Annotated in this window: 11 protein-coding genes; 8 read left to right on the top strand and 3 right to left on the bottom strand. The window is 60.8% G+C overall.

The genetic code is table 11. The annotated features are described in order from the left end of the window. The coding region (locus JJE47_07255) for an aspartate aminotransferase family protein (protein ID MBK5267216.1) at positions 1-1260 on the bottom strand (1260 nt) is incomplete at its 3' end. A 113-nt stretch (positions 1261-1373) separates the two neighbouring features. On the opposite strand from JJE47_07255, the gene JJE47_07250 reads away from it, so the two are divergent. The 8 genes from JJE47_07250 (at position 1374) to JJE47_07215 (ending at position 11098) form a co-directional block, all read left to right on the top strand. After that, the gene (locus tag JJE47_07250; protein MBK5267215.1) at positions 1374-2519 is read left to right on the top strand and encodes a histone deacetylase family protein; all 1146 of its coding nucleotides are present in this window, start codon (positions 1374-1376) and stop codon (positions 2517-2519) included. Next, on the top strand, positions 2519-4348 hold the full coding sequence (locus JJE47_07245; GenBank protein ID MBK5267214.1) for a S9 family peptidase: 1830 nt from the start codon (positions 2519-2521) through the stop codon (positions 4346-4348). The genes JJE47_07250 and JJE47_07245 overlap by 1 nt, the downstream gene beginning before the upstream one ends. 13 nt (positions 4349-4361) lie before the next feature. Then, positions 4362-5435 carry a P1 family peptidase gene (locus JJE47_07240; protein MBK5267213.1) on the top strand — a complete coding sequence of 358 codons (1074 nt, stop codon included), beginning with the start codon at positions 4362-4364 and terminating at the stop codon, positions 5433-5435. A 74-nt stretch (positions 5436-5509) separates the two neighbouring features. After that, a complete protein-coding gene (locus JJE47_07235; protein MBK5267212.1) occupies positions 5510-7267 on the top strand; it encodes an ABC transporter substrate-binding protein in 1758 nt (585 codons plus the stop codon). Then, the gene (locus tag JJE47_07230) at positions 7268-8266 is read left to right on the top strand and encodes an ABC transporter permease (protein MBK5267211.1); all 999 of its coding nucleotides are present in this window, start codon (positions 7268-7270) and stop codon (positions 8264-8266) included. Beyond that, positions 8263-9156 (top strand): ABC transporter permease, encoded by an 894-nt coding sequence (locus JJE47_07225; protein ID MBK5267210.1) that lies wholly within the window; start codon positions 8263-8265, stop codon positions 9154-9156. Before JJE47_07230 ends, JJE47_07225 begins: the two co-directional genes overlap by 4 nt. Then, positions 9153-10115 (top strand): ABC transporter ATP-binding protein, encoded by a 963-nt coding sequence (locus JJE47_07220; GenBank protein MBK5267209.1) that lies wholly within the window; start codon positions 9153-9155, stop codon positions 10113-10115. The genes JJE47_07225 and JJE47_07220 overlap by 4 nt, the downstream gene beginning before the upstream one ends. Further along, the gene (locus JJE47_07215) at positions 10112-11098 is read left to right on the top strand and encodes an ABC transporter ATP-binding protein (GenBank protein MBK5267208.1); all 987 of its coding nucleotides are present in this window, start codon (positions 10112-10114) and stop codon (positions 11096-11098) included. Before JJE47_07220 ends, JJE47_07215 begins: the two co-directional genes overlap by 4 nt. 10 nt (positions 11099-11108) lie before the next feature. Here JJE47_07215 and solA read toward each other — a convergent pair whose 3' ends face one another. Both solA and JJE47_07205 read right to left on the bottom strand, forming a co-directional pair. Continuing rightward, positions 11109-12272: an N-methyl-L-tryptophan oxidase gene (gene solA / locus JJE47_07210; GenBank protein MBK5267207.1), complete on the bottom strand. Its 1164-nt coding sequence runs from the start codon at positions 12270-12272 to the stop codon at positions 11109-11111. Continuing rightward, the coding region (locus JJE47_07205; protein MBK5267206.1) for an aromatic ring-hydroxylating dioxygenase subunit alpha at positions 12269-12568 on the bottom strand (300 nt) is incomplete at its 5' end. The genes JJE47_07205 and solA, both read right to left, overlap by 4 nt.

Below are 12568 nucleotides of genomic sequence, written 5' to 3'. Positions count from 1 at the left end.
TGGTGGGCAGACCATGAAGTGATCCCCGACAGTCCCGCCCCTTGTGCGGCGCGAATAGATAATGAGCCCGCGTTTGTACGCCTCCTCGACCAGCGCCGTATGTGCGGCCAACCCGGCAGGAAGTGGTTCCATCGACTGGCGGTCAGCCACGAGTTCGAACGCCAACAACAAACCCTTACCGCGAACATCACCGATGAACGGGTAGCGATCCATCAGCGACACGAGCCGGGCCGAGAGCTTGGCGCCTTTGTCGGCAGCGTTCTCGATAAGGCCGTTTTGCGTCAGTTCGTTGAGCACGGCCAGGCCAGCAGAACAGGCGAGCGGATTGCCGGCGTAGGTGTAACCGTGAGCGAATCCGCCACCTTCCATGACAGCATCAACGATCCGGCGGTCGGCCGCCATGGCGCCCAATGGGGCGTATCCGGCGCCGAAGCCCTTCGCTAGAGCGATGATGTCTGGTCGAAGGTTCCAGTGTTCGCCGGCCAGAAAGCGCCCGGTCCGGCCCGCCCCGGTCATGACTTCGTCGGTGATGAGTAAAACGCCGAACTCCTGGCAGATCTCCTGCACTCGCCGGTACCAGGCGTCGGGGGCGACCAGGGCACCGGTCGATGCTCCACCAACCGGTTCCATGATGAAGGCCAGAACCGTCTCAGGGCCTTGGCGCAGGATTTCGTCCCGCAACAATTCTGCGTAGCGCAAGCCCCGCTCTTCGTGGGTGAGTGAATCGTGATCGAGGTAGCACGTGGCGGCCGGCACCTTCGGCATAACCCTGATCATGTCACGAAACGGTTCGACGAACTGGTGCATCCCGGTGATGGCCACAGCCCCCAGGGTGGAGCCGTGATAGGACGGAAAGAGCGAAATCACTTTCCAGCGAGTGGCCTGGCCGGTGACCACGGCGAACTGGCGGGCCAGCTTCAAGCAGCTCTCGACAGCCTCCGATCCTCCTGATGTAAAGAAGATTCGATCAAGACCCTGTGGCATGAACGATGCTGTCAGTGAAGCGAGTGACTCGGCTGCCTCGTTTTCGAAATGGGTTCGATAGGCGAACGTCGCAGCGTCCATCTGTTGTTTCATGGCGGCGAGAACCCGGGGGTTCGAATGTCCGATGTTGGAGACCATCGGTCCGCTGGATGCGTCGATGTAGCGTTTGCCGTTCACGTCCCAGAGGTAGATTCCGTCCGAGTGATCTACCAGAGGGCGACGGCTTCCGGCCTGGTAGAACAGATGACTCTCGCTCGATCTCTCTGGTGCAGGCATGGTCGACGTGCGCGATCCTTCTCAGTCGGTAATCCCAGGCGCAAACTATACGCCTTCGGAAACTTGCGGCGAGATAGCGCACCTGCCAGATCGTCAGGGCCGTAGGATCGGAAATGACGGTCGACGCGGAGGTCAACGCTCTTGGGTGCACGAAACGGGTTGGCGATATATGGGTCGGGTCGATGAGGACCCCGGTCGTCTATTCGCCAGACCACGCGGCCCATTCGGCAGACACCGGGACCTGGGTGGGCGTGACGATCCCAAGTGAGGAAGTGACCGCCAGGATTGAAATCATTCTGTCGACGCTCCGGTCGTCCGGGCGAGAAATTGTGGACGCTGTGACGCATGATGACGAGGTTCTCAAGACGGTGCACGATGCCGACCTGATTGAGTACCTCCGTGGGGCATACGCGGCGTGGGTGGCTTGGGGATATCCAGATGATCCGGGCCAGTCGCAGGTCACTGCCTACGCGTTCCCGACGCAGCGGTTTCTTTCGCCGCATCCTCTGCGACTGCCGGTGTCACCTGGTGCCCTGGCTGGTGTTTATGCGATGGACACCATGACCCAGATCGGGGAGGGCACCTTCGACGGGGCCCGGGCGGCTGTCGACGTCGCCCAAACCGCCGCCGACCTGATTGTGGCGGGCGCCCCTTCTGCCTATGCCGCTTGCCGCCCACCAGGACACCACGCCGGCCGAGGGTTCTTCGGGGGATCCTGCTATCTCAACAATGCGGCGGTCGCTGCACAAACATTGAGGGAAGGGGGCTTTGATCGGGTGGCCGTGATCGACATCGATGCCCACCACGGCAACGGAACCCAACAGATTTTCTACGAACGCTCGGACGTGGTCTACGGCTCCGTGCACGTTGATCCAGCCGCCGGGTGGTTTCCACATTTTGTCGGCCATGCAGACGAGACCGGTTCCGGTGATGGCATGGGGGCGAATCTCAACGTTCCTATCGAGCCAGGTGAGGGTGATGTGCGCTGGTTGGCCGGAATCGATACGATCGTGGATTTTGCGCGCACTGCCGGGGTCGCCGCGGTGGTGGTTTCGCTCGGTGTAGACGCCGCCATCTCGGATCCCGAGAGTCCACTTCAGATTACCGAAGCCGGCTTCACCCTGGCTGGTGAACGGGTAGCTTCTCTCAGACTGCCAACTGTCCTTGTCCAGGAGGGTGGTTACGACCTGACGACCCTGGGAGTTCTGGTCCAGGCGACCCTGGATGGGTTCGATCACGAGAGAGGAGCCGATAGCTGATGGGCGAAGGAATCGGTCATTGGTTAGGAAAAGCTGAACATTATGGGGTTCCCAGTCTCACCCGGCCCGACGCTCCGAAAGCTGCACACTGGAGCCTCGAAGGGATCGGGGCGGTCAATCGTCCTCATGACCCGGTGGTGTCACCAGACGGCAACGCGGTGTCGGTGGTGTTTGACCGCGACACCTCCGACATCTGGATTGTCCTGCTATCGGGTGATTCTCCATATCAGTTGACGGCTGGTCGTGAACTGGCCGCCTTTTGGGAAGACGATCCGGCGACCTGGTCGCCAGATGGCCGGACCATTGCCTACACGGCCGATGGGTTCGTGTGGGTGGTCGCCGCAGCGGGTGGACTCCCAAAGAAGGTCATGGAGGGTTCATCGCCGGATTGGATAAGCGACACCGAACTGGTCGTGCTCGCCGAGCGCGACGATGAGAGTCGCTTGGTCCGGGTGAGCACCGATGACCCCTGGCCGGTCGCCTTGACCGGGCCGGGTTATAACGTGTCGGGTGCGGCGGTGTCGGTGAAGCACGGCGTGGTCGTCTATGTGAATTATCCGAACGACGACCTACAGAACAGCGAAATCTGGGTTCACGATCTGCGAACCGGGGAGTCGCAGCGTCTCACCGACGAGCCAGGGATGCATGACGGCAGTCCCCGTCTGTCCCCTGACGGCTTGGTGGTGGCGTTCACCTCGGAGCGAAGCGGTTGGTATGAGATCTATCTCGTCAATCGGGACGGTTCAAGCCTCGGTCGTCTCACTTCGGACGAGGCGGATTTCTCAGGACTGGACTGGAGTTCGGACGGGGCCACGCTGGCGGGGATTCGTACCAGAGACGGCGTCAGCGATCTGGTGACCGTTTCCACCGATTCGGGCCAGGTGACGGTTCTCAGCAAGGGTGGCGAGTGGTCCTGGTCGCAGTGGGCCAACGACGGTGTTGTGGCCGTCCACGAGAGTCACACGACCCCGCCCCGCCTGGTACACGTCGCGGGGGATGGCGAGATCCGCACCCTCCTCGAGTCCGTTCCCGCCTCGATCCGGGTGGCGCCGTATGCTGGTTTCGAAGAGGTCCGCTACCAATCCCTCGACGGGACCGAGATTCACGGGTTCCTTTTTCGTCCTACCTCAGTCGATTCCGAAACAGCTCCCGTCATCGTCTATCCGCACGGCGGACCGACCTCGGCATATATGGACGCCTGGGATGGACATGCCCAGTATTTCATCGATAAGGGATATGGCTGGTTTGCGATCAATTTTCGCGGGAGTACCAGCTACGGACGTGACTTCGAGCGGGCGAACCACGGGGTATGGGGAGTGGCGGACACGGAAGATTGTCTGGCAGCCGCTGACTACCTGCGTGGTCTCGATTGGGTGGATGGATCACGGTTGGGGATCTTCGGGGCGAGTTATGGCTCCTACCTGGCATTGGCGTCGCTGGCCGGCGACCCCGAATACCGGTTCGCATGTGGTGTCGCCAAGTATGGCGATTCCGACATCGCAACTTCTTGGGCACAGGGCGACCGCGGCGGCCGTGAAGACCTTGAACGAATGATGGGGCGCCCTGCCGACAATCGGGCTGCCTACCGGGAAGGTTCTCCTCTTTCACGAGTCGAGAACATCCAGCGTCCGATCCTGGTAGCCCACGGGGAGAAGGACATTCGGGTGCATCCCGATCAATCGGCTCAGTTGGTCGAGGAGTTACGGCGCCTCGGCAAAACGTTTGAGTACGTCACCTACCCGACTGAAGGTCATGGTCTGCTGCGGGCCGATCCACAGATTCACTTCTACCAACGACTCGAGCGTTTTCTCGATTGGCATTTGATGTGACCCGAGCACAGGCATGAATCGGAGAGCGCGCGACCTCGGGGTGGTTATCGGCGACCTGCCGACCGGGCCCCTCAACGCGATCACCGATGTGCCGGGGATCTGGGTGGGACACCAGACGGTAATCCACGATGATCCCTCCGTCGTTCGATCAGGTGTCACGATGATCGTTCCAAGGGAAGGCCAGATCTGGTCAGACTTCGCCTATTGCGGCGTCGCAGTGCTCAACGGCAACGGCGAGATGACCGGAATCCCGTGGATGGACGAATCGGGCATGCTCGGTACCCCGATCGGTCTGACAAACACTCATCAGGTGGGCATGGTGCGCGATGCTCTGGTCCGTCACCTCACCGAGAACGATCTTGAGAGAAGCTTTTTCCTGCCCGTTGTCGCCGAGACCGATGACAGTCATCTCAACGATGCGGATACGTTCCCGCTCACCGTCGCCGACGCCCTCGGAGCGTTGGACACTGCCGGACCCGGACCCGTCGCTGAGGGCAACGTTGGTGGGGGCACCGGAATGATTTGCCACGAATTCAAGGGCGGGATCGGAACCTCCTCGCGGATTGTCGAGGTCGCCGGTGAGCCGTACACCGTCGGGGTCCTCGTTCAGGCCAATTACGGCGTACGAGGTGACCTACGGATCGATGGTTTCCCGGTTGGTCGCCACCTCGGCTTCGATGTGGTTCCTTCGGCATGGGACGGCGAGGACCAGCGCGAAAGCGATGGGTCAATCATCGCGATTGTCGCCACCGACGCTCCACTAGTGGCCGATCAGTGCCGTCGTCTCGCCCGGCGGGCGACGGTTGGTCTGGCCAGGGCCGGGGGCTACGGGCACGACTCATCGGGCGATATCTTCATGGCCTTTGCAACTGGCAATCATCTGCCGGTCGGCGAGAGGATTCACGCCATCCGGACCTTGCACCATGATCAGATGACCCCTTTGATGAGAGCCACGGCCGATGCCGTCGAGGAATCCATTATGAATGCCCTCTGTGGGGCGGAGACCATGACCGGCTTCCAGGGAAGGACGGCGCATGAATTACCGCTCGATCTGGTCGAGGAGCTTCTGGCCGATTGGCCAAGATAGACCCCTTTTCCGGCTGCACCGGTCAAGATCCTGTAATAGCTTCTCCTGGTCACAACTCGACGGAGGTTCCGGTTATGAGACGTATGGCTGTCATTCTTATGTTGGCGACTTTCGGGGCCGCCATCGCCCCGGCCGCATTTGCTCAGGAGGACGCCGAAGTGGTGCTCCGGATCGGGTTGACGCAAGACTGGGAGACCCTCAATCCGACGGCTGGATTCGCGGTCAGCGAATACGAAATCTGGAACGTCCATTACGCCACGCTCACGGACAAGGCGGCAGCCGACTTTGCACCCATCCCCGGCTTGGCGGAGTCGTGGGAGGTATCCAACGGCGGCCTGACCTACACCTACAAGTTGCGCGAGGGTCTCAAATGGTCAGACGGCGAACCGCTCACGGCTGAGGACGTTGCCTGGAACGTGAACACCGGTAGGGATCAAGAGTGGGACAACATGCTGTCCACGGTCATCAACCTGGATGCGAAGGTGATTGACGATCGCACCGTCGAGATCACCTCGTCGGTGCCTGATCCGAAACTGCCGAATATGGACGTGTATCTCGTGCCAAAGCACATCTGGGAGCCGATCGCCACCGACTACGACGCCACCGTCGAGTATGAAGCGCTTGACGGCGTTGGCAGTGGTCCATTCGTCATTTCGGAATTCACCAAGGGGCAATCCGTGGTGATGGTGGCCAATCCGAACTACTGGGGCTGGAATGGCGAAAATCCTCCCATCGACAAGGTGATCTTTCAGACATTCGCCAACCCTGACGCCATGGTGGCCGCCCTCCAACAAGGAGAACTTGACGCCATACACGGATTCCCGGCCGGGTCGGCCGCGACGCTTGAGGACGACCCCAACATCGAGGTGGTCGCCGGAAGGCAAGGTGGCTTCGATGAGATCGCCATCAACGGTGGTGCCGTCACCGGGCAACCGCATCCCGCCTTGCTCGATCTCGAAGTGAGAAGGGCCATTAGCTTCGCAATCGACAAAGCAGCCGTGATTGAAGACCTCTGGTTCGGTCTGGCCGGACCTCTCGAGACCATGAGTCCCGGCGCCGATGAGGCAAAATGGATTCCTGACATTCCGGTTGACAAGGCCTTCACCTATGACCCGGCCAGGGCCAATCAAATTCTTGATGACGCCGGATATCTCGATACCGACGGTGACGGTATTAGGGAAATGCCTGACGGAACCAATCCGATCGTGCTGCGCCACGCCGTCAACACCGACGGCGATCTGGCCGGCCCGATCGGGGAGTTGTTCACCGGTTGGATGGAGGCGATCGGCATCGGAGTCGAACTGGCGTCCTACGACCAGGACGCGTTATTCGGGGTCATTGTGGAAGGCGACTATGACACGTTCTTCTGGGGATGGGTTCCGTTCGTGGACCCCGACCCGATGCTGTCGTACTTCACCGAGGCCGAGCTCGAGTCTTATAACGACGCCAACTGGACCGACCCTCGCTTTGAAGAGTTATACCTGGAGCAGAAGGTCGAACTGGACCCGCAACGGCGGATTGACATCGTCCATGAAATGCTGACGATTCTCCATGACGCCGCCGTCTACATTCCGATGTACCTCGGCCCGGACCTTCAGGCATACCGGACGGACACGTTCGAGGGCTGGGTCAGGCAGCCAGCTGACATCGGCCCGGTGATGTTCTCCAACTCGTCGCCGAGCTATTCGTTGCTTCGGCCGGTGGGTTCAGGTAGCGCCGCGTCGAGCGACGGTACCAATTGGCTGCTCATTGGTGGTGTCGTGGTTGCTGTCGCGCTTGCCGGAGCCGTGGTCGTCACGAGAAGGAAATCAAGCGCCGACGATCGAGAATAGGTGCTGGCCACCGAACAACCCGAGAGTCGGGGGCGAACCCGCTTCATCTTAAAGAAGATGTTGGGTTCGCTCCTCACCCTCGTGTTCGTTCTGGTGTTCAATTTCGTACTCTTTCGGATTGTTCAGGCCGACCCGATCGGGTCCCTCTTCAGGGGCAGGAACGTTCCTGCCGCCAAAATCGCCGACCTCCGTACCGCTTTCGGTCTTGACGAGTCGCTCTGGGTGCAGTTCTGGGCCTATGTTCGCCAGACCTTCCAGCTCAATTTCGGGATCTCGTATCAGAGTCGACAGCCGGTGTGGAACGAGATCGTGTCGGCGATTCCTGCCACGGTGGCGCTGGTGGGGATCTCTGCGGTGCTATCGGCGGTGATCGGAACGGTTGGTGGGGTCATCGCTGCCTGGCGTCGTAACACGTGGAAAGATCACGCCATCACCTCGGGCACCATGGTGTTCTATTCGATGCCCGACTTCTGGCTAGGCATGATCCTGCTGGTTGGATTCGCCGTGGTGCTTGGCTGGTTCCCGGTCGGAGGTATGACCAATGCCGGGACGAGCGCCACGGGGGTGGCCTTGCTTTTGGATCGCCTCCACCACATCTTCCTCCCCGCGCTCACACTTACGCTTGCCTATCTCGGCGAATATGCGCTGGTGACGCGGAGTTCGCTCTTTGACGTGATGGGGGAGGATTACCTCACGGTGGCCAGAGCGAAAGGTCTCCGCGACGTTGTGGTTCGGAATCGACACGCAGTTCCAAACGCACTTTTACCGGTGGTCACGTTGATCGCCATCAACTTCGGCTTTGTGTTGTCCGGGGCGATCGCCGTCGAAGCCGTTTTTTCCTGGCCCGGTTTGGGCAAGGCCACGGCCGACGCCATCCGGGGCCCCGACCTTCCGATGCTTCAGGGGTTGTTTCTTCTGTTTAGCGCGGCCGTCATCTTCTTCAATCTTCTCGCCGACATCGCGTATGCCTGGCTTGATCCCCGGGTGGAGGGCGCATGACCAGTCTGGCCATGCAGAGAAGAAGGGCGACCGCCCGGCGAGTCTTGACGCAGTTCCGTAACTCGAAGCCGGGGGTGATCGGTTTTGCCGTGCTCCTCGTGTTCGTGATTGTGGCGTTGACGGCGCCGCTCCTGGCTGACGTTCGAGAACTGAACCCGGTGTTTGCACGCGCCCAGGGAAACCCGCAGTGGGCAGCGCCAGGGACTTACGGAGTCCTCGGCACCGACCATCTCCGTCGGTCCGTGTGGGTTCAGTTCGTCTGGGGTTCGCGAGTCAGCCTCTTTGTTGGTTTGGCTGCCACGGTCTTGACGATCTCGATCGGGTCGGTGGTGGGAATCATTTCTGGCTTTGTTGGCGGTCGGATCGATTCGATCCTCATGCGAATCACCGAATGGTTTCTCGTCATCCCATTTCTGCCACTGGCCATCGTTCTGGCCTCCATCCTCGGCCGGAACGTGTGGAACATCATCCTGGTCATCGGAGTCACGTCCTGGCCGTCTACCGCTCGATTGCTCAGGGCGCAGGTGCTCACCGTGAAGCAGCGGCTATTCGTTGATCGGTCGCGGTCGCTCGGGGCCGGTAACGCGCATCTGGTCGCCCGTCACATCCTCCCCAATGTGAGTGGACTGATCCTGGCCAACGCCACGCTGGCAGTGCCGATTTCCATCCTGACCGAAACGACCCTCTCGTTTCTCGGCCTCGGAGATCCCTCGTCGGCCTCTTGGGGCAAGACGCTTGAAGAGGCGTTCGTCAACGGAGCGATGGTCAGGAACGCCTGGTGGTACTTCCTTCCGGCCGGCGTCGGCATTCTGGCGGTCGTGTTGGCGTTCACCCTGATCGGAAGAACCCTTGAGGAGATCGCCGATCCACGGTTAGGGCAGGCGCGATGAGTCGGCCGGTGCTTTCCGTCAAGGATCTGACGATTACGTACAACTCGTCGGCGGGTCCGGTGCCGGCTGTCCGGGGTGTTTCGTTTGATCTTGCTGTCGGTGAATCTCTTGGTCTGGCCGGTGAGTCGGGATGTGGCAAATCCACACTGGCCAACTCTCTGCTCCGGTTACTGCCGGAGGGGACTGTCACATCGGGGGAGGTGATCATCGACGGCCAGGATCTGTTCGCTTTGTCCCCGGGAGGTCTGCGCGCCGTAAGGTGGACGACCGGCGCGATCGTTTTCCAGGGTGCGCTTCATGCGTTGAATCCGGTGCAGACGGCCGGCGGGCAGGTTCGTGAGCCGATGCACGTCCACGAGACGGTCGCTTCCGACGACGAGGCGCGGGCCCGAAGCCGTCAACTCTTCGAACGGGTAGGGCTTTCGGCGAATCTTCTGGAGGCCTATCCGCATCAGCTCTCCGGAGGTCAGCGGCAGAGAGTTCTCATAGCGATGGCTCTCGCTTGCGACCCGCAGCTACTGATCGCCGACGAACCAACGACCGCTTTGGACCTTATGGTCCAGGCGCAGGTTTTGGCGCTCATTGCCGAGTTGCGAAAGGAGAGTTCGCTGAGTCTCATCTTTATCACCCACGACCTTTCGGTGCTCACCTATGTCGCCGATCGTCTGGCGATCATGTACGCCGGTCGGATTGTTGAGCAGGGGCCGAGTCTGGACGTCTTTCAGAACGCCACCCATCCGTACACGAAGGCGTTGGCGGCAGCCTTTCCCACCATTGGAGATCCTGCTTCCCGGAGGGCGCCGTCGGGTTTGGCGGGCGATCCTCCCACCCCGGGCGCTCTCCCGTCGGGTTGTCCGTTCCATCCCCGTTGCCCGCTCGCCGAAGACCGCTGTCGCACCATCGAACCAGATCTGCGTTCATCCGGTCCGGGCCGAGAAGCCGCCTGCGTGTTGATATGAGCGCCATCGTTTCTCTCAAGGATGTCTCTGTCCACTTCGGCTCATCTCGCGCGGTCGACGGAGTTTCGGTTGACGTCAAACCCGGCGAAGTCCTTGCGCTGGTTGGCGAGTCAGGCTCCGGCAAGACCACCTTGATTCGAGCCATTCAGGGGTTGCAGCCGGTAACTTCCGGCAAAATAACCCATACCCCCGCGTCGGGTGAACGGGCGGCAGGATCGAATCGATCGCGAGGCAACCCCGGCGTACAGATGATCTTCCAGGATCCGACCGGTGCCCTCAATCCCCGTCAGACCATCTACGAGATCGTCGCAGAAGGCTTACGAATCAGGAAGGAATCCAAGGACGAAGCAGCCAAGGTCGCCCGCGCCCTTTCTCGAGCAGGCCTACGACCCCCGGAACGGTTTTTCCCGATGTATCCCCACCAGATATCGGGGGGACAACGACAGCGGGTTGTGATCGCTGGTGCCATGGTGATGGAACCCGACCTCCTGCTGGCAGACGAACCGGTGGCCAGTCTCGATGCGTCGATCCGGGGCGAGATCCTGGCCCTCATGCTGGATCTCGTCGGTGAGACCGGTCTGTCAATCCTGGTCGTGACCCATGATCTGGGTCTCGCCTGGAATATCGCCGATCGGGTAGCGGTCATGTACCTGGGACGGATCGTGGAACTAGGACCAACCGAGCAGATCCTCGGCTCGCCGAAGCACCCCTATACCCGGGCGCTGCTGTCGGTGGTTCCAGAGACAACCCGGATGGAACAGCAGATTCTCACCGGAGAGATCCCGGATTCGCGTCGAATCCCGGTTGGGTGCCGCTTTCATCCTCGTTGTCCCGTGCTCCAGTCGGGGACCCTCCCCGATGAAGTTGCCAGCCGCTGCATCACTGAGGATCCGGATCAACTGGACTCATCGGCTACCTGGTCGGCCGCTTGTTGGGCCGTTGCCGCGGCGGGCGAACCCGACGACGGGTCAGTCGAGGCTTGATTCTGATCTGTCAGATCAGGTAGTTACGGACCGGGTTCGGGTCTCGCAGAATCGCCCGATCAGACGTGAATGGGCTGATGTCGTGGCTCGTGGTTCCGTCCATCGCCAGATCGACCAATATGCTCCCGATCAGGGACGCGAACTTGTAAGCATGGCCGGCGCCGATGGCCGTGAAGACCCTCTCGGTTCCCGGTACCCGATCGATGACGAAGTCACGATCCGGCGTGAGTGTGTACAGGCAGGTCTTGGCGAGGTGGACGCCACCGTTCAGATCCGGCAAATGGGCCGCCGTGAACTCCTCGATGGTTTCGGTCACATCTGTTCTGGGCACATGGCTCCGGCTGTCTGCGTCGGTGACTATTTCGCAGCGGTCCCAGGCGACCTTGGCCGCCGGTTCTCCAAAGATCGGAAAGCCGTAGAGGGCAGGCATGGTCATCCATATCCAAACCGGGAACCGGTCTGGTGCAAAAGCCTCGGGCGTCTGCGGCCTCAGGTAGACCACCTGTTCGAGCGTGACTTCGAGCGGGAACGTGACCCCGAGATGGCCCAGAACCTGGTTGCTCCAGGCTCCGGCGGCGATGATCAGGCTCTCCGCCGAGTACCTGCTTTCGGTCGTCGTCACGATTACTTCGCCGCCATGTTCGCTGATGGAAAGAATTTCCTGGTTCTCCAGGAGTCTGGCTCCATTCTTTGTGGCGAGGTTCCGATGTACGGTGTTGGCTTTGGACGCCATGACGATGCCGGTTTGGGCTTGATACAGGGCGGTCGCATCGTCGGGCAGGCGCCATTGCGGCCATTCCGTCATCACCTCCGACGCTGTCAGGTCATCGAACGGGACGTCGCACGCTGCCAGGGAGGCTCGAAATCCGTCAAGGCCGATAGCGGCCTGTTGGGGGGCGAGGTCGAGTCCTCCCGTCCGAAGGATGAGCTGTTCTTGGGAGTCCTGTTCGACGGCGGACCACGAACGGTATGCGGACTGTGCGAGTCTGACATACCCGGGGGTGTGATAGGAAAGGCGGATGATCCGACTGTGGTCCTCGGATCCCCCGTTTGGGTGACCAAGAGAAAACTGCTCGATCCCGAGCACCTCTTCTCCCAACCGTCGCGAAGCCCAATAGGTGGCGGCGCTGCCGATCCCTCCGAGACCGAGAACGATGACCTGGTAATCCGTCACATCAAGCTGTCGAGGTATCGCCGGATGTCCATGGAGTAATCTTCCATGGGGGCATAAAATCCCGTCGTGAAGAATCGGGAATGCATGCCCCTCTGCACGCTTTCGCACACCGTCCAATCTTGCCGATTGACCATGTCCCAGAACTCGACTGCGTCGGATGGGTCAAATGTCTGCTTGGCGATTTCGTCGCGATGGAACAGGAAGTCGCACACGACCGAAGTCGACTCTGCCGAGTGGGGCCATAACGTGAATGCCGCGACATGATCTGCGGACAGACTCAGCATCAAGTTCGGGTA

This window comes from Acidimicrobiia bacterium (assembly GCA_016650365.1).
In the GTDB taxonomy this organism is placed as follows: Bacteria; Actinomycetota; Acidimicrobiia; order Spongiisociales; family JAENVV01; genus JAENVV01.
Note: the sequence above shows the minus strand (reverse complement) of the source record. Positions and strands in the feature narration are given on the sequence as shown.

Excerpts from the sequence above, each read along its gene's own strand:
- JJE47_07240 (MBK5267213.1), top strand. The coding sequence starts at position 4,362 with ATGAATCGGAGAGCGCGCGACCTCGGGGTGGTTATCGGCGACCTGCCG.
- JJE47_07215 (MBK5267208.1), top strand. The coding sequence starts at position 10,112 with ATGAGCGCCATCGTTTCTCTCAAGGATGTCTCTGTCCACTTCGGCTCA.
- JJE47_07235 (MBK5267212.1), top strand. The coding sequence starts at position 5,510 with ATGAGACGTATGGCTGTCATTCTTATGTTGGCGACTTTCGGGGCCGCC.
- JJE47_07250 (MBK5267215.1), top strand. The coding sequence starts at position 1,374 with ATGACGGTCGACGCGGAGGTCAACGCTCTTGGGTGCACGAAACGGGTT.
- JJE47_07220 (MBK5267209.1), top strand. The coding sequence starts at position 9,153 with ATGAGTCGGCCGGTGCTTTCCGTCAAGGATCTGACGATTACGTACAAC.
- JJE47_07225 (MBK5267210.1), top strand. The coding sequence starts at position 8,263 with ATGACCAGTCTGGCCATGCAGAGAAGAAGGGCGACCGCCCGGCGAGTC.
- JJE47_07245 (MBK5267214.1), top strand. The coding sequence starts at position 2,519 with ATGGGCGAAGGAATCGGTCATTGGTTAGGAAAAGCTGAACATTATGGG.